General features: G+C 64.6%; 21 protein-coding genes. 3 read left to right on the top strand and 18 right to left on the bottom strand.

Annotated features, from left to right (window positions below; translation table 11 throughout):
- Positions 1 to 3: 3 nt before the first annotated feature.
- Entirely contained in the window at positions 4 to 1,623 is a 1,620-nt protein-coding gene (locus ACFPO9_RS07115) for a GAF and HD-GYP domain-containing protein (RefSeq protein ID WP_379768857.1), read from the bottom strand.
- Between the two features lie 173 nt (positions 1,624 to 1,796).
- Between ACFPO9_RS07115 and ACFPO9_RS07110 the strand changes: the two genes are divergently transcribed.
- Positions 1,797 to 2,699, top strand: coding sequence for an MBL fold metallo-hydrolase (locus tag ACFPO9_RS07110; protein ID WP_379768855.1), 903 nt, complete (start codon positions 1,797 to 1,799; stop codon positions 2,697 to 2,699).
- Positions 2,696 to 5,023, top strand: a complete 2,328-nt coding sequence (locus ACFPO9_RS07105; protein WP_379768853.1) for a GspE/PulE family protein — start codon at positions 2,696 to 2,698, stop codon at positions 5,021 to 5,023. Before ACFPO9_RS07110 ends, ACFPO9_RS07105 begins: the two co-directional genes overlap by 4 nt.
- 16 nt (positions 5,024 to 5,039) lie before the next feature.
- Here ACFPO9_RS07105 and pulA read toward each other — a convergent pair whose 3' ends face one another.
- The 8 genes from pulA to rpsF all read right to left on the bottom strand — a co-directional run bounded on the left by pulA (position 5,040) and on the right by rpsF (position 13,220).
- The gene (pulA, locus tag ACFPO9_RS07100; RefSeq protein WP_379768851.1) at positions 5,040 to 8,126 is read right to left on the bottom strand and encodes a pullulanase-type alpha-1,6-glucosidase; all 3,087 of its coding nucleotides are present in this window, start codon (positions 8,124 to 8,126) and stop codon (positions 5,040 to 5,042) included.
- A gap of 222 nt (positions 8,127 to 8,348) precedes the next feature.
- Positions 8,349 to 9,359 (bottom strand): inorganic phosphate transporter, encoded by a 1,011-nt coding sequence (locus ACFPO9_RS07095; RefSeq protein WP_379768849.1) that lies wholly within the window; start codon positions 9,357 to 9,359, stop codon positions 8,349 to 8,351.
- A 21-nt stretch (positions 9,360 to 9,380) separates the two neighbouring features.
- Positions 9,381 to 10,007, bottom strand: a complete 627-nt coding sequence (locus ACFPO9_RS07090) for a DUF47 domain-containing protein (RefSeq protein ID WP_047823888.1) — start codon at positions 10,005 to 10,007, stop codon at positions 9,381 to 9,383.
- Positions 10,008 to 10,125: 118 nt separating this feature from the next.
- Positions 10,126 to 11,511 carry a replicative DNA helicase gene (locus tag ACFPO9_RS07085; RefSeq protein WP_379768846.1) on the bottom strand — a complete coding sequence of 462 codons (1,386 nt, stop codon included), beginning with the start codon at positions 11,509 to 11,511 and terminating at the stop codon, positions 10,126 to 10,128.
- A gap of 214 nt (positions 11,512 to 11,725) precedes the next feature.
- On the bottom strand, positions 11,726 to 12,178 hold the full coding sequence (rplI, locus tag ACFPO9_RS07080) for a 50S ribosomal protein L9 (protein ID WP_379768844.1): 453 nt from the start codon (positions 12,176 to 12,178) through the stop codon (positions 11,726 to 11,728).
- Between the two features lie 33 nt (positions 12,179 to 12,211).
- Entirely contained in the window at positions 12,212 to 12,502 is a 291-nt protein-coding gene (rpsR, locus tag ACFPO9_RS07075; RefSeq protein ID WP_036249492.1) for a 30S ribosomal protein S18, read from the bottom strand.
- Between the two features lie 20 nt (positions 12,503 to 12,522).
- Positions 12,523 to 12,807: a primosomal replication protein N gene (gene priB, locus ACFPO9_RS07070; protein WP_379768842.1), complete on the bottom strand. Its 285-nt coding sequence runs from the start codon at positions 12,805 to 12,807 to the stop codon at positions 12,523 to 12,525.
- Between the two features lie 29 nt (positions 12,808 to 12,836).
- The gene (gene rpsF, locus ACFPO9_RS07065; protein ID WP_036232978.1) at positions 12,837 to 13,220 is read right to left on the bottom strand and encodes a 30S ribosomal protein S6; all 384 of its coding nucleotides are present in this window, start codon (positions 13,218 to 13,220) and stop codon (positions 12,837 to 12,839) included.
- Between the two features lie 279 nt (positions 13,221 to 13,499).
- On the opposite strand from rpsF, the gene lexA reads away from it, so the two are divergent.
- Positions 13,500 to 14,147, top strand: coding sequence for a transcriptional repressor LexA (gene lexA, locus ACFPO9_RS07060; protein WP_379768840.1), 648 nt, complete (start codon positions 13,500 to 13,502; stop codon positions 14,145 to 14,147).
- 98 nt (positions 14,148 to 14,245) lie between these two features.
- Here lexA and ACFPO9_RS07055 read toward each other — a convergent pair whose 3' ends face one another.
- From ACFPO9_RS07055 to accD, 9 genes are all read right to left on the bottom strand, one after another.
- Positions 14,246 to 15,007 carry a tetratricopeptide repeat protein gene (locus ACFPO9_RS07055; RefSeq protein WP_379768838.1) on the bottom strand — a complete coding sequence of 254 codons (762 nt, stop codon included), beginning with the start codon at positions 15,005 to 15,007 and terminating at the stop codon, positions 14,246 to 14,248.
- A gap of 64 nt (positions 15,008 to 15,071) precedes the next feature.
- On the bottom strand, positions 15,072 to 15,872 hold the full coding sequence (locus ACFPO9_RS07050) for an SEL1-like repeat protein (RefSeq protein ID WP_379768836.1): 801 nt from the start codon (positions 15,870 to 15,872) through the stop codon (positions 15,072 to 15,074).
- 151 nt (positions 15,873 to 16,023) lie between these two features.
- Complete coding sequence (locus ACFPO9_RS07045; RefSeq protein WP_379768834.1) at positions 16,024 to 16,833, bottom strand: tetratricopeptide repeat protein; 810 nt, start codon at positions 16,831 to 16,833, stop codon at positions 16,024 to 16,026.
- Positions 16,834 to 16,945: 112 nt separating this feature from the next.
- Positions 16,946 to 18,187: a cystathionine gamma-synthase family protein gene (locus ACFPO9_RS07040; RefSeq protein WP_379768832.1), complete on the bottom strand. Its 1,242-nt coding sequence runs from the start codon at positions 18,185 to 18,187 to the stop codon at positions 16,946 to 16,948.
- Between the two features lie 103 nt (positions 18,188 to 18,290).
- Complete coding sequence (gene purF, locus ACFPO9_RS07035) at positions 18,291 to 19,814, bottom strand: amidophosphoribosyltransferase (protein ID WP_379768830.1); 1,524 nt, start codon at positions 19,812 to 19,814, stop codon at positions 18,291 to 18,293.
- Positions 19,815 to 19,846: 32 nt separating this feature from the next.
- Positions 19,847 to 20,335, bottom strand: a complete 489-nt coding sequence (locus ACFPO9_RS07030) for a CvpA family protein (protein WP_379768828.1) — start codon at positions 20,333 to 20,335, stop codon at positions 19,847 to 19,849.
- 4 nt (positions 20,336 to 20,339) lie between these two features.
- Positions 20,340 to 21,311 carry an SPOR domain-containing protein gene (locus tag ACFPO9_RS07025; protein ID WP_379768826.1) on the bottom strand — a complete coding sequence of 324 codons (972 nt, stop codon included), beginning with the start codon at positions 21,309 to 21,311 and terminating at the stop codon, positions 20,340 to 20,342.
- A gap of 11 nt (positions 21,312 to 21,322) precedes the next feature.
- Entirely contained in the window at positions 21,323 to 22,621 is a 1,299-nt protein-coding gene (gene folC / locus ACFPO9_RS07020; RefSeq protein WP_379768824.1) for a bifunctional tetrahydrofolate synthase/dihydrofolate synthase, read from the bottom strand.
- A 128-nt stretch (positions 22,622 to 22,749) separates the two neighbouring features.
- A complete protein-coding gene (accD, locus tag ACFPO9_RS07015) occupies positions 22,750 to 23,622 on the bottom strand; it encodes an acetyl-CoA carboxylase, carboxyltransferase subunit beta (RefSeq protein ID WP_230025968.1) in 873 nt (290 codons plus the stop codon).
- Positions 23,623 to 23,754 lie beyond the last annotated feature (132 nt).

Here is a 23,754-nt window from a genome sequence, read left to right as displayed (position 1 = left end):
ACCTCAGGCCCGATAGCCTGGAAGCCTGCTCTCGTCCACCGGGTCGACCTGGTGCGCATCCATGTGCTCCTGCGCGAACTTCAGGTAGACCTTCTCGCGTACGAAGATATCGAACAGGTCCGGGTCGATGTGCCCGTTCTCGGCGAACTTGCCGAGAATGGTCAGCGACTCCGACAGCGTCTTGCCCTTCTTGTAGGGGCGATCGGCGGCGGTGAGGGCCTCGAAGATGTCGGCGATCGCCATGATGCGCGCCTGCACCGACATCTGGTCGCGGGTCAGGCCGCGCGGATAGCCCTTGCCGTCCATGCGCTCGTGGTGGCCGCCCGCGTATTCCGGCACGTTCTTCAGGTGCTTGGGCCAGGGCAGCGATTCCAGCATCCGGATCGTGACCCAGATGTGGTTGTTGATGATCTTGCGCTCGTCCTCGGTCAGGGTGCCGAAGCGCACCGTGAGGTTGCGGACTTCCTCTTCGTCGAGCAGGTCGCGCTCTTGCCCGTCCGGGCCGGTCCAGCGCTGGTGCGCGATGCGGTACACGCGCTCCTGGTCGGCCGGCAGCATGCCCTCGCCGCCGACGTTGGCGCGGCGCAGGAACTCGCGGTCCTCGCGCAGGCGCTTCTGCTCCGAGGCCAGCAGGTCGTCGATGGCGGCATGATTGGCTCCCGGCTCCAGCCTGGCCTTCAGCGCGCGGATCTCGGCGTCGCGCAGCATCACTTCGATGCGGGTGTCGACCATGTGGATGCGGTCGAAGATGGTTTCCAGCTTGGTCGACTTGTCGACCACGTGAACCGGGGTCGTGATCTTGCCGCAGTCGTGCAGCAGGCCGGCCAGCCACAATTCCTTGCGGTCGGCGTCGTTCATGCGGAATCCGGCCAGCGGGCCCTGGTCCGTCCTGTGCACCGCCTCGGCCAGCATCATGGTCAGCTCGGGCACGAACTGGCAGTGGCGGCCGGTGTAGGGCGACTTTTCGTCGATGCCGATGTTGATCAGGTTGACCAGCGCTTCGAGCAGCTTCTCGAGCTGCTGGATCAGCTGCTCGCTGGTGAGCGCCACCGCGGCCTGCGAAGCCAGCGCCTCGATGAAGCGCTGGTCGGTGCCGGAGAAGCTGCGGATCGCGCCGGTCTCGGGGTCCATCGCGTTGATCAGCTGGAGCACGCCCACCAGCTCGCCCTCGTGGTCGCTCATCGGCACCGTCAGGAAGGATTGCGAGTGGTAGCCGAAAGTCTGGTCGAACAGGCGCATGCCGGAGAAGTTGAAGACGTCGGCCGTGTAGACGTCCTCGATGTTCACCGACTGGTTGAAGTTGGCCGCATAGGCCGCCACCGAGGCCAGGTTGCGGCTGCCATGGGCGTCCAACAGCGGGATCGGCGGCAGGTCGATCTTATTGCCGCTGACGCCGCCCTGGTGGATCTCCAGTGTATCGTTCAGCGAGATGTGGAAGCACAGGCTCTGCCCGTCCGCGCTGGGCCGGTACAGCGTGCCGCCGTCCGCATTGGTCATGCCTTTCGCCACCCGCAGGATGCGCTCGAGGAAGGCCTCGATGTCATGGTTCTCGCCGAGGGCGACGCTGACTTCGGTGAGCAGGTGCAGCCGCTCGGCGATGTGGGACGGGGTGAGCTCTTGCATGGCGGGCCGGATTCTTGTTGCCGATGTGTAATGACGAGCAGTGTAGCCCCCTTGCCGCTGCCTGTACATCGGGTGATGCGTAAACGCAAATTTTGGAAAATCCCCTCCCCGATGGGGCTATCATGCTCGCATGCACAGGCTGTAAAAAGAAAAACCATGACCAGGGACCGTCTATGAAATTCCGATTCTGGGGCGTGCGGGGATCGATCCCCTCCCCTGGGCCGCGCACCGTCCGCTACGGCGGCAACACCACCTGTATCGAAGTTTGCAGCCGGGCCGGCGCCACGATCGTGCTCGACGCCGGCACCGGCATCTCCGCGCTGGCGCAGGACCTGATGGCGCGCCGCGCCGCGGGCGGCGGCGACATCCGCGCCGACATCTTCATCACCCACAGCCACTGGGACCACATCCACGGCCTGCCCTTCTTCGCGCCGCTGTTCGTGAAGGGCACGCAGGTCTGCCTGCACGGCGCCCACGATCCCATCACCGGCAAGGGCATCGAGCACGTGATGGGTGTGCAGCTGCAGAACAGCTACTTCCCGGTCAGCGAAGAGCGGATGGACGCCACCATCGCCTACCGCACCCTCGAGATCGGCGAGCCGCATCACATCGGCGACGTCCGCGTCGACAACGTGGTGATGAACCACCCGGTCACCAACCTCGGCTACCGCATCGGCTGCGACGGCGCATCGCTGTTCTTCACCGGCGACCACGAGCCCTTCTACAACCCTTGCGCGCCGGACCATCCCGGGCACGCGGCGGCCGCGCGGGAGATCGCGCGCCGCCAGCAGGAGATCGACGCCGCCATGGCCGGCGTCGACGCCCTGATCGTCGACTGCTCGTACACGATCCAGGAATACCCGGCCAAGCAGGGCTGGGGCCACGGCACCTTCGACGGCGCGCTGGAGATGGCGCTGCGGGTCGGCGCCAGGGCGCTGTACTGCACCCACCACGAACCGACCCGCAGCGACGACGAGCTGGAAGCCGCGTTCGCCGAAGCCCTGGCCCGCTTCGAGGGCCGCCTCGGCGGCCTGCGCGTGGTGCTGGCCCGCGAAGGCCTGGAGGTCGCGCTGTGAGCAGCGAGGGCTTCTTCCGCAAGCTGCAGGAAGTCACCACCAAGATCCACGCCACCGCCAACCTCGACGAGATCATGCTCGACCTGGGCCTGGACTTCTGCGACCTGTTCGGCAGCGACCGCTTCACCCTGTACGCGGTCACACCGGAAAAGGACAGCATCGTCTCGCGCGTGAAGACCGGGCTTTCGTCCTTCCGCGACCTGAAGCTGCCGGTCGGTCCCGGTTCCGTGGCCGGCTTCGTCGCGCAATCGCGCCAGACCGTGAACATCGCCGACGTCTACGACGAGCTGGAACTGCGCCGGCTCTCGCCCGAGCTGCAGTTCCAGCGCGGCGTCGACCAGCGCACCGGCTACCGCACCCGTGAGATGCTGGTGGCGCCGCTGGTCTCGAAGCATGGCGAGCTGCTGGGCGTGGTCCAGTTCATCAACCACGAAAAAGGCGGCCCCTTCCCGGCCATCTGCGTGGAAGGCGTGAAGCAGCTGAGCGAAACCCTGTCGGTGGCGCTCGGCCAGCGCTTGCGTCCGCAGCGCCCGCGCGGCAAGTACGACGCGCTGGTGCAGGAAGCCGTGCTGTCCGGCGCTGAACTCGAGCAGGCCACGCGCGCCGCGCGCGACCGCGACAGCGAGGTCGAGACCGTGCTGGTCGAGGAATACCGGGTGCGCCCGGCCATCATCGGACAGGCCTTGTCGACGTATTTCGGCGTGCCCTACGAACCCTTCCGCGCGGACCGCATCAAGCCGGTCGAGCTGCTGCGCAACCTGAAGCAGCAGTACGTCGAGGAAAACGGCTGGCTGCCGCTGGAAGACGGCAAGGACGGCCTGGTGGTGATGGCGCTGGATCCCGAGCGCGTCGGCGCCAGCCGCATCGTCGGCCAGGTGTTCCAGCGCGCCCGCGTGTCCCTGCGCGTGACCACGCGCCACGATCTGCGGCTGTCGATCGAGCAGTGGTTCAGCAAGGGCAGCGCGACCGCAACGAGCGACAATGCCTCGGTCGGCGAGCTGCTGTCCAACCTGGACGAAGGCGACGAGGACCACGAGGAAGCCGGCTTCGAGGTCTCGGAAGCGGTCGAGAACGAGCTGGTCAAGCTGGTCAACAAGATCATCGTCGAGGCCTGGCGCCAGGGCGCCTCCGACATCCACATCGAGCCGCAGCCGGGCAAGGGCAAGACCGGGGTGCGCTTCCGCAAGGACGGCAGCCTGGTCCCCTACATCGAGATCCCCGCCAGCTACCGCAACGCCCTGGTGGCGCGCATCAAGATCATGTGCGACCTCGACATCTCGGAACGCCGCAAGCCGCAGGACGGCAAGATCAGGTTCAAGAAGTACGGCCCGCTCGACATCGAACTGCGCGTCGCCACGCTGCCCTCCGCCGGCGGGGTCGAAGACATCGTCATGCGCATCCTGCAGGCCGGCGAGCCGATCCCGATGTCCCAGTTGGGCATCCTGCCGCACAACCTGGAACGCCTGACCGGCGCGATCGAAAAACCGTACGGCCTGTTCTTCGTGTGCGGCCCGACCGGTTCGGGCAAGACCACCACCCTGCACTCGATCCTGTCGCACCTGAACACGCCGGAGACCAAGATCTGGACCGCCGAGGACCCGGTCGAGATCACCCAGAAGGGCCTGCGCCAGGTACAGGTGAACCGCAAGGCGGGCATGGATTTCGCCACCGTGATGCGAGCCTTCCTGCGCGCCGACCCGGACATCATCATGGTGGGCGAGATGCGCGACCGCGAGACCGTCAGCACCGGCATCGAAGCCTCGTTGACCGGCCACCTGGTGTTCGCCACCCTGCACACCAACAGCGCGCCGGAATCCATCGTGCGCCTGCTGGATATGGGCATGGACCCCTTCAACTTCGCGGATGCGCTGATCGGCATCCTGGCCCAGCGCCTGGCCAAGCGCCTGTGCACCCACTGCCGCGAGGCCTATGCGCCGGATGAAGACGAAGTGCGGGCGCTGCTGGCGGAATTCTGCGAGGAGCTGCAGGCCACCGAAGCGTTCAGGCGCGATCCCGAGGCGGCGCGCGCGCAGGTGCTGACCGGCTGGCGCGAGCGCTACGCCGGCGCGGACGGCCGCTTCACGTTCTACCGCGCGGTCGGCTGCGCCGAGTGCACCAAGGGTTACCGGGGCCGGGTCGGCCTGCACGAGCTGATGCTGGGCAGCGACAAGACCCGGCGCCTGCTGACCGAACACGCGCGCGTGGCCGCCCTGCTCGCCCAGGCGCTGGAAGACGGCATGCCGACCTTGAAGATGGACGGCATCGAGAAGGTGCTGGCCGGGATCACCGACATCAAGATGGTGCGCGCGGTCTGCGTCAAGTAGACCACGCGCACGCGCCTCAGTCGTTGGCGTTCTGCACGAACACCGCCGTCGTGCGGGCCGGGATGCTGAAGGTCCCGCCGTTGCGCTCGAAGGCGGATGCTTTCACCACCTCGTCGCTGCCGTTGCGCTGGATGCGGTGCAGTTGCAGCTTGCGGCCTTTCAGGGCCGGCACGGCGATGGACTTCGCGACCTTGTCGACGTTGAACACGACCACCACGCCTTTATATTGCGCGTCCTTGTACTTGCCTGGGTCGTTGCCGTCGATTTCCATCACGATCATCCCCGGCACCTGGTCGGGACCGACGTTATGGAACTTCAGGCGCTCGCTCACGTCCTGGGCCGTGCGCAGGCGGAACAGGGTCGAATCCTGGCGGATCGCCAGCAGTTCCTCGAACACCGCCTTCGCGGACAGGATGGCGCGCGTGTCCGGCTTGATCAGCGGGTTGCGCAGGATCGGCGCCATGACGCCCCAGTTGTCCTGGTTCGGTCCCGCCATCGGCAGGCCGACCCCGAAGTTGTTGGTCGCGTAGCTGTAGTCCAGGCGGTTGAACCAGTCGCCGGCGTTGTAGCTGTCGCGGTCCAGCGACTTCGAACGCAGGATTTCCTGGCCCGCGTGGATGAAAGGCACGCCCTGCGACAGCAGCACGATGGCCGCGCCCAGGTTCTGCACCCGCACCCGGTCGGCCAGCGAGGTCGATTGCGGCAGGCGGAAGGCGTTGATGTCGAACAGGGTCTGGTTGTCGTGCGCCTCGATGTAGTTGATGACCTCGGAGGGCTGGGCCGCGAAGCCCGCTTGCTGGCCGAAGTAGTCGATCTGGTCATTACGACGCAGGGAGCCGAAGCGGTCGGTGAAGCGGTAGTCGCGCAGGGTGCCCGACAGCGCCACACGCACCATGTCGGCCAGGCGCAAGGCATCGTCGCGGCTCTGGTTGGCCTGCCCGTTCGGGTCGTACCACACGCCGTTGATGAAGCCCTGCTGGCTGACGAGGGCATCGCCATTGTCGCAGCAACCGCCGCCGCGCACGGCGTCGCGCATGCGGTCGTTGAAGGAGCCGATGCCGGTGCCGGCCATGTTGGCCTGGCGCGCCTGCACGAAGCGGGCGTCGTTGGCGACGTTGCCGAAGTTCCAGGCTTCGCCGTACAGGTAGATGTCGCGGCCGGCGGCCTGGTTCACGGACGTTTGCAGGCGCTTCAGCAGATCCAGCGGCGTGAAGCCCATGATGTCGAAGCGGAAGCTGTCGACCTTGTACTGCTTCGCCCACAGCGACACCGAATCGATCATGAGTTTGCCCATCATGACGTTCTCCTGCGCGGTGTCGGCGCAGCAGCTGTCGTTCAGGATGTTGCCGTTCGCGCCCAGGCGGTAGTAATAGGCGGGCACGATGCGGTCCAGCACCGACAAGGGTCCCTGCTGCGACTGGCTGGTATGGTTGTAGACCACGTCCATGGTCACGCGCAGGCCGGCATTGTGCAGGGCCTGCACCATCGAGCGGAATTCGAGGATGCGCGCGGCGCCGTCGTTGGCGTTGCTGGCGTAGCTGCCTTCCGGCGCGCTGTAGTGGACCGGGTCGTAGCCCCAGTTGAAGCAGTCGCTGTCCTGTACCGCGGCGACGGCGGCCTGCTGGTCGGTCCAGTCGGCGCCGGCGTTCGAAATGGCCGGCGTCACGCAGCCGGCTTCGTTGACGCTGGCGAAGTCGAAGCTGGGCAGCAGGTGGACGTGGGTCATGCCCGCCTTCGCCAGCGACTTCAGGTGGCGCATCGGATTCGCGTTTTCGTCCGTGAAGGCCAGGTACTTGCCGCGGTGGGCTGCCGGCACCGTCGTGTCCATCGCCGAGAAGTCGCGGATGTGCAGTTCGTACAGCGCGATGTCGGTGGGCGCATCCAGCTTCGGGATATGCTGCCCTTCCCAGCCGGACGGCTTCAGTGCCGGGCTGTCCAGCTCCGCCGCGAAGCTGCGCGTGCTGTTGGCGTTCAGGCTGAGCGAGTACGGGTCGGTGACGGTATTCGTCACGATCGTGTTGTTCGCCCAGCGCGACAGCACCTGCACCGTGTAGGTGTACCAGATGCGGTTCGACTGGCGGAACTCGTTCGAGCTGTAGGTCCACACGCCGCTGGCGTCGTCGCGCTTCATCGGCACCGTGGTCGCCGTTTTCGCGTCGGCGCTGGCGTACATGTTCAGCGACACCGATTTCGCAGTCGGGGCCCAGACGCGGAAGGTCGGCATGCCCACCACGTTGAACGTCACGCCCAGGTCCATCTTCGAGGCTTTGGCGGCGAAGACCTCGTCCAGCATGCCGGCCATCTGCAGCGAAGTCGCCTGCACCAGATTGCCGTTGGCGTCGTACTGGGCGATGGCGAACTGGCCGCTGGCCTGCTGCGCGGCTTTGACCGCATCGGCGTTCGACAGCTGCAGGCCGGTGGCCCCAGCCAGGTGCGGGACCTTCCGGCGCAGCGCATCGGACAGCGGCGCCGGCGTCAGGGTGAAGCTGCCGCTGGCGCCGGCCAGGCCGGTGGCGGCGTCGGGGGTGGCGCTCAAGCCGCCATTGGTCGCGTAATACAGTTTGTAGCTGGCGCCGGCGGCGGGCGCGCCCGGCCAGGCCAGGGCCGTCGCGGACAGCCAGTGCGCGCTGGCGTTGCCGAGATTGCCGTAGCTGAGCGCCGGCTGGCTGGCGTAGACCGTGCAATCGCCTTCCAGCATCCAGACTTCCTGGCCTTTGGCATAGACCTCGGCGTTCAGGTCGGCGTGCTGGTCGTTGCCGCAGTTCTTGAAGCCGGTGCCGTCGGTGACCAGGAACCAGATCGCGCTTTTGGCGGCGGCAAGCGGGATGTCGACGTAGCCGCCGAAGGGATCCGTGTTCGCGAACATGAAGCGGTCGGTGATCCAGGCCGAACTGGGCTTTTGCGGGCCGTCCCAGGAATACACGCCCCATTGCGCGGTGTCGTTCTGGATGCGGTGGAAGTGCATGCGGATGCTGCCGGGCGCGACCGGCGCCGCGGACACACCGGGCGCCGCAGCCAGCAAGCGGGCGCCGGAGCCCGTGCCCTGCTGCACGCCGGCGCTGTCGCCGGCGCCACAGCCTGACAAAGCACCTGCAAGCAGCACGGATGTGCAAACGGCTGCGGCAAAGCGCAGCCGTGAAGTCAAACTACGTCTGGTTAGCATCATGTCCCCTCTCGTTGTTATCGGTGGCAAGAACCACCATGTAATATTACTACTTACGATAACAAAAAAGTAAAGGAACGCTGTTGCGTGGCGTGCACAATGGCCGGACGAAAAAAAAGGCAGGATTCGCATCCCGCCCTTCCCGTTTGAAGCCGGCTCTGCTTACAGCACGTGGGTACCGATCCACCACGCAATTGCCGACATGAAGGCCGAGGCCGGGATCGTGAAGACCCATGCCCAGACGATGTTGCCGGCCACGCCCCAGCGCACCGCCGACGCCTTCTGCGCCGAGCCGACGCCGACGATGGCGCCGGTGATGGTGTGGGTGGTCGAGACCGGCACGCCGATCGCGCTTGCAAGGAACAGGGTGATCGCGCCGCCCGATTCGGCGCAGAAGCCGCCCACCGGTTTCAGCTTGGTGATCTTCTGGCCCATGGTCTTGACGATGCGCCAGCCGCCGAACAGGGTGCCGAGCGAGATCGCCGTGTAGCAGGAGATGATGACCCACAGCGGCGGCGTGGCATCGCCGGCGTTCGACACGCCGGCGAAGATCAGCATCATCCAGATGATGCCGATGGTCTTCTGGGCGTCGTTGCCGCCGTGGCCCAGGCTGTACGATGCGGCCGAGACCAGCTGCAGGCGGCGGAACCAGGTGTCGACCTTGCGCGGCGGGGTCTTCACGAAGATCCAGGACACGGCCAGCATCACGATCGAACCGAGCAGGAAGCCCAGCAGCGGCGACAGGATGATCCAGGTGACGGTCTTCAGCAGGCCGCCGCCGACCAGGGCGCCGGTGCCCGACTTGGCCACGGCCGCACCCACCAGGCCGCCGATCAGGGCGTGCGAGGACGAGGACGGGATGCCGTAGTACCAGGTGATGATGTTCCAGACGATGGCGCCGACCAGCGCGCCGAAGATCACGTACTGGTCGACGATGGCGGGATCGACCGTGCCCTTGCCCACGGTGGACGCCACGTGCACGCCGACGGTGAAGATGGCGACGAAGTTGAACAGCGCGGACATGGCGACCGCGGTCTGGGGTTTCAGCACCCCGGTCGACACCACCGTCGCGATCGCGTTGGCGGCGTCGTGGAAGCCGTTCATGAAGTCGAAGACCAGCGCTAAAAGGACGAGCAGGCCCAGCACGTATATGCTGATATGAAGATGATCCATATTGTTTTTATTGTGATGGTCTTACGCGTTTTCGACGATGATGCCTTCGATGATGTTCGCGACATCCTCGCAGCGGTCGGTGACGGTCTCCAGGATCTCGTAGATGGCCTTCATCTTGATCAGGTTGCGCACGTCCGGTTCGTCGCGGAACAGCTTGGACATGGCGGCGCGCATGACATGGTCGGCGTCCGATTCCAGGCGGTCGATCTCTTCGCAGATCGCGACCATCTTCTGGGCGTTGTCCATGTTGTGCAGCATGCCGACGGCCTGCTGGACCTTTTCGCAGCAGGCCAGGCACAGCTCGGCCAGGCGCTTGGCTTCCGGGGTCACGGCGTGCAGGTCGTACAGCGAGATGGTCTGGGCGGCGTCTTCCATCATGTCGAGGATGTCATCCATGCGGGTGATCAGCTTGTGGATGTCGTCGCGGTCGAGCGGGGTGATGAAGGTCTTGTGCAGCAGGTCGACGCAGGCATAGGTGATCTTGTCCGCCTGTTTTTCGATGCTCTCCACGGCGTGGGTGCGGTTTTCCAGGTCGTCGAAGTTGGTCATCAAGCCGACCATTTCCTGTGCACCCTTCACGCACAGCGCCGCGTGCTGGTTGAACAGATCGAAAAATTTGCCCTCGGTGGGCATCAGGCGTCCAAACATATGGTTCTCCGTTGTAAATCTCTTGGAACTTGCTTAAATGAGGCCGAGGGGTCAGAGCCCGGTGTTGCTTTAAAAGGGGCTCTGACCCCGGTGTTCAGCCACGATAGTTTTATCGGCTTTAGTCGCCTTGATAGATCGACAGACTGCCGCTGTAATTCCCGAACTTGGTATACATGCCCATCCAGGTCAGTCGAATCGCCCCGATCGGGCCGTTACGCTGTTTGCCGATAATGATCTCGGCGGTACCTTTATCGGGCGAGTCCGGGTTATAGACTTCATCGCGGTACAGGAAGATGATGACGTCCGCGTCCTGCTCGATAGCGCCCGATTCGCGCAGGTCGGACATGACCGGGCGCTTGTTCGGGCGTTGTTCCAGCGATCGGTTCAGCTGGGACAGCGCGATCACCGGACAGCCCAGCTCCTTGGCCAGGCCCTTCAGGCTACGCGAAATCTCGGAAATCTCGGACGCACGGTTGTCGCCCGGTTTCGAACCCTGCATCAGCTGCAGGTAGTCGACAATGATCAGGCCGAGCTTGCCACATTGGCGCGCAAGGCGGCGCGCGCGGGCGCGCATCTCGATCGGGTTCAGCGCCGGCGTCTCGTCGATGAAGATCTGGGCGTCGTTCATCTTCTGGATCGCATGCGTCAGGCGCGGCCAGTCTTCGTCGATCAGCTTGCCGGTACGCAGGCGATGCTGGTCGAGCTGGCCGATCGAGCCCAGCATACGCATCGCCAGCTGGGTGCCGCCCATCTCCATCGAGAAGATCGCGACCGGCAGGCCGGCCTCGACGGCGACGGCTTCGCCGATGTTGACCGAGAACGCGGTCTTGCCCATCGACGGACGGCCGGCGACGATCACGAGGTCGCCCGGCTGCAGGCCGGAGGTCATCTTGTCGAGGTCGATGAAGCCGGTCGGGACGCCGGTGATCTCGCCCTGGTTTTCGCGGCTGTAGAGTTCGTCGATACGCTCGACCACCTGGGTCAGCAGCGGCTGCACCGGCAGCCAGCCCTGGGCGCCGCGGGCGCCCTGCTCCGCGATCGCGAAGATGCGCGATTCGGCCTCGTCGAGGATCTGCTTGACCTCGGCGCCCTGCGGATTGAAGGCCTTGGCCGAGACTTCGTCGGCCACGGTGATGAGCTGGCGCAGCACGCCGCGGTCGCGCACGATCTCGGCGTAACGGCGGATGTTGGCGGCGGACGGCGTATTCTGCGCCATCGCGTTGAGGTACTGCAGCCCGCCCACTTCCTCGGCCTTGCCGAGCTGGACGAGCGACTCGTACACGGTGATCACGTCGGCGGGCTTGCCGGCGTTGATCAGGCGGACCATCTGTTCGAAGATGATCCGGTGGTCATAGCGGTAGAAGTCCTCCGCATGCATGAAGTCGGCAATACGGTCCCACGCCGCGTTATCGCGCAGCAGGCCGCCGATGACGGACTGTTCTGCTTCGATGGAATGCGGGGGAATGCGGAGCGACTCGATCTGCGGGTCTGCTGGGGTGTTCATGGGCGACATTATACCTTTTCCGCATCACCGGCTGAAATGATTGGTGATTTTCCAAGCATAAAATTGCAACACAGAAAAGCTGCGTTTTTTTTGGCATTGCCAAAAAAAACTCCCCGCGGAGGCGGGGACCCAGTTCTGTTTGCGCTACGTTAGCGCCGGCAAAATTGGATCCCCGCCTGCGCGGGGACGACGGGTGTTACTTAAGCTTGCTTAATTAAGCAGCTTCGCCAACCACGGACACGGTCACGTCGACAACGACGTCGGTGTGCAGGGCGACGGCAACCGGGTGCTCGCCGGTGGTCTTCAGCGGGCCGGTCGGCATGCGGACGTTGGCCTTCTCGACGGCGAAACCTTGCTTGCTCAGGGCTTCAGCGATGTCGAAGTTGGTCACGGAACCGAACAGGCGGCCATCGACGCCGGCTTTCTGGGCGATGGTGATGGTCATGCCGTTCAGCTTCTCGCCCTGGCCTTGTGCGGCTGCCAGCTTCTCGGCGGCTGCCTTTTCCAGTTCGGCGCGCTTGACTTCGAATTCGGCCACGGCCGATTCGGTTGCACGGCGGGCTTTCTTTTGCGGGATCAGGAAGTTACGTGCGTAACCGTCCTTGACCTTGACCACGTCGCCCAGGTTACCGACGTTGACGACTTTTTCCAGCAGGATGATTTGCATATTATTCTCCAGTATACGTGTCGTGACCGACGATTAAGCGTTGTGCAGGTCGGTGTACGGCAGCAGGGCCAGGTAGCGGGCGCGCTTGATGGCGGTGTCCACTTGGCGCTGGTAGTGCGCCTTGGTACCGGTCAGGCGTGCCGGCATGATCTTGCCGTTTTCCTGGACGAAATCCTTCAGGGTGTCGACGTCTTTGTAGTCAACCTGTTCCACGCCTGCAGCGGTGAAGCGGCAGAATTTCTTGCGCTTGAACAGCGGGTTCTGCTGTTTGCGCTTCAGTTTTTCTTTGGCCTTGTTTTTGTCGAACTTTTTACCGAATGCCATTTTTGGCTCCTGTATCTAATCTAAATGAATTCAATGATGTGAAACACCAGGGCTTTGCTGTTGCGGTTCTTCCTCGCGAGGAAACCCTTGAACTGGTAGACGGCGCCCAGTTCGGCATCGGCAAACCGGCTTGAAATATCGCCCGCGGCCAGCGCGGAAATCTCAAACTCGACCTGCCTGGCAATCCCTGCCTCGGTCTGCTGCGATCCATGTTGCAGGATGCCGCTGACGATGGGGATGCCGGCCGGGGTATATCGCAAGGTATCGCGCTCGGCGATGCTTGCAACCAGCAACAACGCGTTCACTGCCCTCTGCGCTTCACTTTCCGAAGAAATTAAGCAGCAGCGGCCGGAGCAGCAGCCTGCTCGGCACGGTGGCTCTTGGCTGCGTCTTCGCGCTGGACCGATTTCATCATCGGCGACGGTGCGGTTTCAGCCTTCTTCATCTTGACGGTCAGATGACGCAGCACGGCATCATTGAATTTGAATGCGGTTTCCAGCTCGACCAGGGTCTCGTTGTCGCACTCGATGTTCATGCAGATGTAGTGTGCCTTCGGCAGCTTCTGGATCTGGTAAGCCATTTGACGGCGGCCCCAGTCTTCGACACGGTGGATGTTACCGCCACGCGAGGTGACCGTGGTCTTGTAGCGCTCGATCATCGCCGGGACCTGCTCGCTCTGGTCCGGGTGGACGATAAACACGATTTCATAATGACGCATGCAACACTCCTTAAGGACGTTTAAACAAATGCCCACCTCGGCGTCAAGACGAGTGTGGGAAGGGAAAGCCCGACATTATAACCGTAAAAACGTCAAGAGCTCAATCACCATCTTCAGCGTCGGCTGCCGTGCGCCTTGCCTGCAGGTTATCGGCTGTACCCGCCCAGCAAAAAAAAGCGGCGAAAGCGGCGGATTCCCCTTGCGCCCGGCGCAATACTGTACAAAAATACAGGGTGTCGGGTGTCGCTCAGACGCTCCTTTACTTACACTTACTCGAACATGCTCAAGCTCACCGCACGGCAAGAACAGATCCTCAACCTGATCAAGGAAGCCATCGACAACACCGGCTTCCCGCCCACCCGCGCCGAAATCGCGCAGGAGCTTGGCTTCCGCTCGGCCAACGCCGCCGAGGAACACCTGCAAGCCCTGGCGCGCAAGGGCGCGATCGAAATTTCTCCCGGCACCTCGCGCGGCATCCGCCTGGTGGGCAACAGCACCGGGGCCGAAGCGGCAACGGTGCCGGCCGTCCCGGCCGCCCTGCTGATGTCGCTGCCGCTGGTCGGCCGCGTGGCCGCCGGTTCGCCCATCCTGGCCCAGGAACACGTCGAGACCACCTACTCGGTGGACCCGGCCATGTTCTCGGCCAAGCCCGACTTCCTGCTGAAGGTGAAGGGCTGGTCGATGCGCGACGCCGGCATCTGCGACGGCGACTTCCTGGCGGTCAAGAAAGTGGATTCGGCCAAGAACGGCCAGATCGTGGTCGCCCGTATCGGCGATGAAGTCACCGTCAAGCGCTACCGCAAGACCGGCGGCACCATCGAACTGCTGCCGGAAAACCCGGACTTCTCCGTCATCACGGTCGATCCGCACAGCGACGAGTTCGCGCTGGAAGGCCTGGCTGTCGGCCTGCTGCGTTCGTGGCATTGAACTGAGAGCTGCGCCGGCACTGAAATTATTTTGCCAGATGGCAAAACGCCCCGCCCGGCTTACGCCGGCGGGGCGTTGTTCATTGTGCGCGGCCGTCCTTACTTGCCGGGAGGGGCATAGTTGCCCTTGCGCGCCTCCAGCTCCTTCTCTCGCTCGGGGGTCGGCGCATTCTTGACGATCTCGTTGTGCTGGGCGACGTAGGCGTCGGTGGCGTCGCGCCAGGCCGTGAAGTCGGCCACGACCATGCGCGCGCTGATCTTGACGTCTTCCGACAGGCCTTCCTGCACCGCGTTCATATGGGCGGTGGCCTTCTCCAGCTCGGCCTTGGTCAGCAGCCCCTTGATGTCCTCTGGGATGCGCTTGGTCAGCGGGGTCACGGCGTTCAGGTGCTCGGCGTAGCGGTTGTAGCAGGCCTGCCAGGCCTGCATCTTGGCGCTGTAGCGGTCGATCTCTTCGGTCTGGCGCGACACCGCCGGGAAGCGCGGCGCCGGGCAGCGGTACTCGTCGGTGCGGACGTCGGCGCCGTCGTATTTCTCTATCCAGTAATCGAGATCGGCGCGGCGCTTGTCGCGCTGCTTGATCATCTCGAGCGAGGCGATGGCGGTGGCATTGCCCTTGGCGGCCGCCTTGCGGAACCAGCCGGTCGCCTTGTCGATGTCGATTTCACCGGCTTCGCCGTAAAAATACATCTCGCCCAGGTGCTGCTGGGCCGTCACGTTGCCGGCGTTCGCCAGCCTGGTGTATTTCTGCAGGGCTTCGGGATAGGCTTTCTTGGCGAACAGGGCGTCCGCATCGGCCAGCTCGTCGGCGCAGGCGGCGCCGGCCGCCAGCAGGGCCACGCAAAACAGGAGAGTCTTCATGGAAACAAGGCTGTGATAAAGGAAATCCATCATACCCGCACAGCCCTGCCAGCTCAACCGGCTGTTACTTTTTGCCACCCATGTTGAAACTTGCACCTTTCTGGTTGTTCCTCTGGTAGGTCTCGTTTTCCTCGCGCAGGCGGCGCTGCTCCTCTTCAAGAAGCCGTTTGCCCGACTCGGCCTTGCCGTTGGCGTCCGCCACGAACTGCTGGGTCGATGTGAACCAGGCGTCGCGGTCGCCGGTAAAGGCCAGTGCCTCGGCCTGGCGGCGGCTGATCACATTGACGGTGGCGTCGTCGACGTGGGCGCCGGCCTGCTCCACTTCTTTCGGGCTCATCAGCTTGACCACATCGGCCGGGATCCGCTTGACGCCCGGCGGCACCTGGTTCACGCTGGCCACGAAATCGTTGTAGCAGGTCTCCCAGGTCGCGATCTCGGCCTGGATCCGGTTGATCTCGTCGTTGGTTTTCGAGACAGTCGGGATTTTCGGCGCCGGGCAGGCATATTTGCCCGAGACCAGGTCCTCACCCTTGTAGCCGCTGGTCCAGAAGGCGATGTCGGCGGCGCGCTGCTCGCGCTGCTTGAGGATGTCGAGGGTCTCCTTCGCGCCGCCATGGCCGCCCGCCGCGGCCTTCTGCAGCCAGGCCTGCGACTTGGCCATGTCGACCGCGGCGCCGTCGCCGTACCAGTACATCTCGCCCAGGCGGAACTGCGCTTCGGCATTGCCGGCATTCGCCAGCTTCGTATAGATCGGCAAGGCCTTGTCGTATTCCTTCGCACGCAAGGCTTTTTCGGCATCGCCCAGTTCGTTGGCCGAGGCCATCCCGGCCGCCAGCATCAGCACGGCAAATGCAAGTCGTTTCATCGTCTCCCCTTTCCCGAAAAGTTTGGTCAAACGAAACGATAATAGACCTGCATTACCATCATGACAATACTTCCGAACGATGCCTTAAGGACATTTTTGTCCTATTTTTGTATTGATCCCGTCGAGCCAATTCTCAGCTGCCAGATTACTTTTACGGCGTCGTCGGCTTTGCCGGCGTATTCGACGCCAGGACAAACGGCCCTGGCTGGTGGTCCATATAGCCCGACTGCGGCCGACGGACATAGTCGTACTCGTGATCCATGAACTCCTTGAGGACCGCGGGCCGGACCTGTCCCAGGTGCCTGTCGGTGGCGGCATACCAGTTCGCGCGCTCGGTGATGAAGGTCTCGGCGTCGTCCTCCTTGCCCCGGACGATGCGCGCGACGACGGTGTCGATGCGGCCGATCGCCTGCGCAAGCTCGGCCGGCGTCATCAGTTTCCGGATGCCGGCCGGAATGCGGTTGATCGACGGCCCGGCGGCCTCGAGGTCCTTGGCGAAGTCCTTGTAGCAGATGGCCCAGTTGCCGATGGCCTTGCCGACCGTACGGACCTCGTCCAACTGGGTCGAGACCGCAGGGATGCTCGGCAGCGGGCAGGCATATTTTCCTGTCGTCAGGTCTTCGCCCCGGTAGGCCGTGGTCCAGTAGGCGATGTCGCCGGCGCGGCGCTCGCGCTGCGCCAGCAGGTTCAAGGTCTCGCGCGCGCCGGCATGCCCCTTCGTTGCAGCCTTTTGCAGCCAGGCACGGGATTTGGCCATGTCGACCGCGGTGCCATCGCCATACCAGTACATTTCGCCCAGGCGGAACTGGGCTTCGGTATTGCCGGCCTCGGCCAGCCGCGCGTACAGCGGGAAAGCGCGGCCGTAGTCCTTCGCGCGCAGGGCCTGGTCGGCATTCCCCAGATCGTCCGCCATTGCCGCGCCGGCGGCCACCATCAACAAGCCAAACATCAGTCGTTTCATGCTCATCTCCCGGTTGGATTATTGAACACATACTAGACCTGGCTGCGGCGCCTGGCAATGCGGGATGGATGACGCGCACGCCGGTGGCCGGCTTTAATGTAGCAGTTTTGTATCAGCCAGCCAGCGCATTGCCGAAGTCGGCCAGCAGGTCGTCAGTGTCCTCGATGCCCACCGACACCCGGATCAGGGACTCGGCGATGCCCATGCTGGCGCGGCGCTCCGGGCCCATCTCGAAGAAGATCGTGTGCGCGACCGGGATCACCAGGGTGCGGGTATCCCCCAGGTTCGAAGCCGGAATCGCGATCTTGAGGCGGTTCAGGTAGTCGAAGCAGTCGATGCCCTCCTTCAGCTCGAAGCTGAACAGCGAGCCGTAGGCGCGGAACAGCTCGCTTGCCAGGGCATGCTGCGGGTGCGAGGCCAGGCCCGGGTAATGGACCGCGGCCACGCGCGGATCGGCTTCCAGCATGCGCGCCAGCGCCAGGGCGTTCGCGCTGGTGCGGTCCATGCGCAGCGCCAGGGTCTCGGCGCCGACGGCGATGTGGTGGGCGGCTTCCGGGGCCAGCGAGGCGCCGAAGTCGCGCAGCGATTTGGCCCGCAACTGGGCCATGCCCTGGGCGGCGGCCGGCTGCTTGCGGAAGTTCGGGGCGATGTTCGGGTAGGCGCTCCAGTCGAACAGGCCGGTGTCGGTCAGGGCCCCGCCCAGCGCCATGCCGTGGCCGCCGATCGACTTGGTCAGCGAATTCACCACCAGGCCGGCGCCGACCGCCTTCGGGCGGAACAGCCAGGGCGTGGTCATGGTGTTGTCGACCACGTAGAGGATGCCGCGCTCGCGGCACAGCTGGCCGATGCGCGCCAGATCCGCGATCTGGGTGCGCGGGTTGGCGATGGTCTCGACGAACACGATGCGGGTGTTGTCCTGCAGCGCATTCTCCACATTGGCGACGTCGGTGGCGTCGACGAAGGAGACCTCGGTGCCCTGCCCCGCCACCGTGTTCCACAGGCTGTTGGTGTTCCCGAACAGGAAGGCCGAGCTGACCACATGGTCGCCCTCCTTCAGCAGCGCCTGGGCCAGCGCGCCGATCGCCGCCATGCCGGTGCCGAAGCACAGGGTGGCCACGCCATCTTCCATCTTGCTGATCTTGTCTTCCAGCGCGGCGACGGTCGGGTTGCCCTGGCGGCCGTAGCGGAAGCCCGGCTCCTTGCCCTGGAAGACCGAGGCCAGCTGGCGCGCATCGCCGTAGCCGAAGGCCACCGAGGTGTGGATGGGCTTGTGCAGCGAGCCCTGCTCGATGGGTTTGCGGCGGTCGTTGTGGAGGATGGTGGTGGTGAAGCCGTAGGAAGTCTTGTCGCTCATGATGGGATTTATCGATCGATGTCCGAATGATGAACGTGGGCACGGGGTGCCCACCCTACGGGCGCATGACGTAGGGTGGGCACCCCGTGCCCACGCCCGCGTATTATTCCGCGGCTACCGGCGGATTCAGATTCAGCTGCGTCCGCACCAGGTCATCCGACGATTTGCCCGAGCTCTGGTGGCGGTGGTCTTCCAGCTTGTCCAGGTACTCCGGCGAGATGTCGCCGGTGATGTAGACGCCGTCGAAGCAGGACGCTTCCACGCTGGTCAGGGCCGGGTTCACGTCCATGATCGACTTCTTCAGCGCCTCGATGTCCTGGTAGACCAGGCGGTCGGCCGTGATCTCGCGGCAGACTTCCTCGACGGTGCGGCCGTGGGCGATCAGCTCGTCGCGGGTCGGCATGTCGATGCCGTACACGTTCGGGTACAGCACCGGCGGCGCGGCCGAGGCGAAGAAGACCTTGCGGGCGCCGGCTTCGCGCGCCATCTGCACGATCTCGCGGCTGGTGGTGCCGCGCACGATCGAGTCGTCGACCAGCAGCACGTTCTTGTCCTTGAATTCGGCGGCGATCGCGTTCAGCTTCTGGCGCACCGATTTCTTGCGCATGCCCTGGCCCGGCATGATGAAGGTGCGGCCGATGTAGCGGTTCTTGATGAAGCCTTCGCGGTACTCGACGCCGAGCTTGAGCGCGAGCTGGATCGCGGCCGGGCGCGAGGAATCCGGGATCGGCATCACGACGTCGATTTCCTCGACCGGGATCTCCTGGCGGATCTTGTCGGCCAGGTATTCGCCCATGCGCAGGCGGGTCGCGTAGACCGAAGCGCCGTCGATGACCGAGTCGGGACGGGCCAGGTACACGTATTCGAAGGCGCAGGGATTCAGCGACGGGTTCTCGGCGCACTGGCGCGCATGCAGTTGGCTGGCGTCGTCGATGAAGACCGCCTCGCCCGGCGCGATGTCGCGCACGAAGCGGAAGCCCAGGCCCTCGAGCGCCACCGATTCGCTGGCGACCAGGTATTCCGGGCCGGTTTCAAGCTCGTTCACGCCCAGGCACAGCGGACGGATGCCGAACGGATCGCGGAAGGCCAGCAGGCCGTGGCCGGAAATCTGGGCGATCACGGCATAGGCGCCGCGCACGCGCTTGTGGACCATGGCGACGGCCTTGAAGATCGCTTCCTGGTCGAGCGAGTAGCCGTTGGCGGCGCTCTGGATCTCGTGCGCCAGCACGTTCAGCAGCACTTCCGAATCGGAGCCGGTGTTGACGTGGCGGCGGTCGATGCGGAACAGCTCGTCCTTCAACTGCTCCTGGTTGGTCAGGTTGCCGTTGTGCGCCAGCGTGATGCCGAAAGGCGCGTTGACGTAGAAGGGCTGCGCTTCTTCTTCGCTGGACGAACCGGCGGTCGGGTAGCGGCAGTGGCCGATGCCGGAATTGCCCATCAGCGAGCGCATGTTACGGGTGCGGAACACGTCGCGCACGAGGCCGTTGGCCTTGTACATCGAGAACATGCTGCTGTGGTTGGTTGCGATACCGGCCGCATCCTGGCCGCGGTGCTGCAGCAGCAGCAATGCGTCATACAGCAACTGGTTGACGGGGGCTTGCGAGACGACGCCGACGATGCCACACATGGTGCGCTCCTAAACAGCTGAACAAAAGATTTTTAAAACTGCACATGCTGCGCAAAGGCAGCGGGCAAGAAAGGCTTGACTGTGCGCGCCCCGGTTTCCGCCATGGGAGAGAGCAGCGCGTTTTTCCAGAAATCTTGTTGAGGGATGGAAGTCATTCCACACAATATGACGCCGGCCAGCACGATTACAATGCCCCGGCCCAGTCCGAACAGGCCGCCGAGTCCGCGATCGGCCAGCGCCAGCCCGGTGGCCTCGATCAGGGCGCCGATCGCCAGCGCCAGCAGGCCCATCAAAATACGTACGCCGAGGAACAAGGCGATGAAGGCAACGATCAGCCTGAGCGCCTCGCCCGGAACCACCGATGGTAGCATGGGCGCCAGTTTCGCGCCGAAGGCGTTCGCCACCACGAAGGCCGCGACCCAGCCCACCAGGGACAGGATTTCCTTCACCAGCCCGCGCATGGTGCTGATGACGACCGACGAGATCAGGATGAACAGGACGATGTAGTCGAAAATCGTCACGGCTTCAGGCAGGGGTCTGGAAGCCCGACAGGCCGATCCGGCCCAGCTTGGCGCGCACTTTCTCGGCTTCTTCCTTGCTGAGCGGGCCGATCTTCACCTTGACCAGTTCGCCGGACTTTTGCGTGTACGAGTTGATGCCGGCGCCGTGCAGCCTGGCCTGCAGCTCGGCGGCCTTTTCCTGGCTCGACATGGCGGCCACCTGCAGCACGACCTTCTGCGAGCCGGTGTCGGCAGGCTTGTCGGGCTTGTCCGCCGCCTTCCCTTCCAGGATGGCCAGCGCGCGCGACTCGTCGTGCGGCCTGGCCGGCTTGTCTTCGCTCTTCGGCTTCACCGGCTTGTCGGCCTTGTCGGCTTTATCCGACTTGTCCGCCAGCTTGTGCTCGGCTTGGCTGGCCGGCTTGTGCTCGGGCTTGTGTTCCGGCTTCGGCTCGGGCTTCGGCTCCGCCTTCGCTTTCGGCGGTTCCGGCTTGCGTTCGGGTTTGGGCGCCGCCTTCACGGGAGGAACATCCTGCAGCACTTCCTCGCCCTTGTCGACGCTGTCCGCGGCCGCCACGGCCTTCACGCCGCGCGAGGCGTCGGCTGCCGACACCGGCGCCGGCGCAGTGGCCGGCGGCGACGAAGGTTCGGCCGGCACCGGCAGCGGCGCCGCCTTGTCCTTGGCGGGGATCTGGATCGCGATGTCGCCGGCCAGCGGCTTGGGCTGGGAATCGAGCAGCATCGGCAGGCCGACGGCGGCCGCCAGCGCCAGCGCGATCGCGCCGACCAGGCGGCGCCGGGCGCGCTTCTTTTCGGGCAGCAGCGGATCGTTGCCGGTGCCGCGGCCGCGCGTGCTGCCGGCGACGGCGCCCGCGCTCGAGGCACGCTTGGAACGGGCACGCTCGCCGAGTGCGGCGTCGTCGTCCTTGCTGTAGAAACGGCCGCTGTCCTCGGCAGCGCGGCCTTGCTTGTTTTTACCGAAGAACGAGAACAAGCCCATGCGTTATCAGGTCAATGAAGAGAGGATTTACGGGCCGCCATCACGCCAGCCACGGTATAGAAGGAGCCAAAGACCACTATTCTATCATCCTGTCCGGCCCGGCTCGTTGCGTCCTGGAAGGCCGCGCCCGGATCGGCGAAAGTCGTCACCGAAAATTCGTCCGGCTTGGCGCCGGCGGGCATCGATGCTTCGAGCTTCTTCGCGAGTTCGTCGGGGTTCGCCGAGCGCGGCGACGGCAGCGCCGCCACGCACCAGTGATCGACGTGAGGCGCCATGTGCTCGATGACGGCGTCGATGTCCTTGTCCTGCATGATGCCGAACACCGCATAGGTGAAACGGTGGAAGCCCATGTTGCCCAGGTTCTGGGCCAGGGCCGCCGCCGCATGCGGGTTGTGGGCCACGTCCAGCACCGTGGTCGGGCGGCCCGCCAGCACCTGGAAGCGGCCCGGCAGTTCGACCATCGCCAGGCCGGCGCGCACTTCCTGCGCGCCCACCGGCAGCAGCATGCGCAGCACTTCGAGCGCGGCCAGCGCGGCCGAGGCGTTCAGCAGCTGGTTCGCGCCGCGCAGGGCCGGATAGGCCAGCGAGTTGCGGCGCTGCGAACGGCCGCCGTAGGCCCACTGCTGCTTGTCGCCCTGGTAGTTGAAGTCGCGCCCGATCAGCCACAGGTCGGCGCCGATGTCCTCGGCATGCTTGATGAGGGACGCGGGCGGCTGCGGATCGCTGCAGATCGCCGGCTTGCCCGGCCTGAAGATGCCGGCTTTCTCGAAGCCGATCGCCTCGCGCGTGTCGCCCAGGTAGTCCTTGTGGTCGATGTCGATGCTGGTGACGATGGAGACGTCGGCGTCGATCACGTTGACGGCGTCCAGGCGACCGCCCAGGCCCACTTCGAGGATCGCGACGTCGATCTGCGCGGTCGACAGCAGCTGGCAGATCGCCAGCGTGGTGAACTCGAAATAGGTCAGGTCGATGTCGCCGCGCGCATTCTCGACCACGTCGAAGGCGGAGACCAGGGCTTCGTCGCTGGCCATCTCGCCGTTGATGCGGGCGCGCTCGTTGAAGTCGAGGAAGTGCGGCTTGATGTACAGGCCGGTGCGATAGCCCGACTGCAGCAGCATCGCTTCCAGCATCGCGCAAGTCGAGCCCTTGCCGTTGGTGCCCGCGACCATGATCACGGGGCAGGAGAAGGCCAGGTTCAGGCGCTCCTTGACGGCGCGGACGCGGTCCAGGCCCATGTCGATATGGGTCTCGGCATGGCGCGACTCGAGCAGCGCCAGCCAGTCGGGCAAGGTGGTGGGGGTAGTGGGCATGATGATCGATGCGTGACGCAAAAGGCGGATGAACGTCGTCCCCGCGGAGGCGGGGACCCAAGTTTGCATGCGAAGCGATGACGCTGGCACAACCTGGATCCCCGCCTTCGCGGGGACGACGTATTGAATCAAGCGATGACGTCGGCCGGCTGGCTTTGCAGCAGGGCCAGCAGGCGCGCGATTTCTTCGCGCATCTTGCGGCGGTCGACGATCATGTCGACGGCGCCCTTCTGGACCAGGAACTCGGCGCGCTGGAAGCCTTCCGGCAGCTTTTCGCGCACGGTGTTCTCGATCACGCGCGGACCGGCAAAGCCGATCAGGGCCTTCGGTTCGGCGATCACGACGTCGCCCATGAAGGCGAAGGAAGCCGACACGCCGCCCATGGTCGGGTCGGTCAGCACGCTAATGAAAGGCAGCTTCTTTTCCGACAGCTTGGTCAGCATCGCGGTGGTCTTGGCCATCTGCAGCAGCGACAGCAGGCCTTCCTGCATGCGTGCGCCGCCGGTTGCGGTGATGCAGATGAAGGGCACCTTCTGTTCCAGGGCCACCTGGGCGCCGCGCGCGAAACGCTCGCCGACCACGGAACCCATCGAGCCGCCCATGAATTCGAATTCGAAGCAGGCGACCACCACCGGCAGGCTCATGATCGAACCGCCCTGGACGATCAGCGCATCGGTCTCGCCGGTGGCTTCCATGGCTTGCTTGAGACGGTCGGGATACTTCTTGCTGTCCTTGAACTTCAGGGTGTCGACCGGCAGCGCGTCCTGGCCGATTTCATAGCGGCCACCTTCGTCCAGCAGCGCGTCGAGGCGCGCGCGGGCGCGGATGCGCATGTGATGGCTGCACTTCGGGCACACGTGCAGGTTGGACTCGAGGTCGGTCCGGTACAGCACCGCTTCGCAGGACGGGCACTTGACCCACAGGCCCTCGGGCATGGTCTGTTTTTTGGCGGCATCGGAGCGCTGGATCCGGGGGGGCAGCAGTTTTTCCAACCAACTCATGTGTTCTCCTTTGCGGCAAGTCTGAATTTGGCGGTAGTGTAGCCGGTCAAGTCCCGATTGTCGAATGCTTGCTCTAATTCTTTTGCCATTTGGACAAGCTTGAAAGCCAGGCCAGATGCGGCTTACAGGGGA

This window comes from Massilia aerilata (assembly GCF_042656905.1).
GTDB classification, from domain to species: domain Bacteria; phylum Pseudomonadota; class Gammaproteobacteria; order Burkholderiales; family Burkholderiaceae_D; genus Telluria; species Telluria aerilata.
The sequence above is the reverse complement of the archived record's forward strand: the minus strand, read 5'-3'. Positions and strand labels throughout refer to the sequence as shown.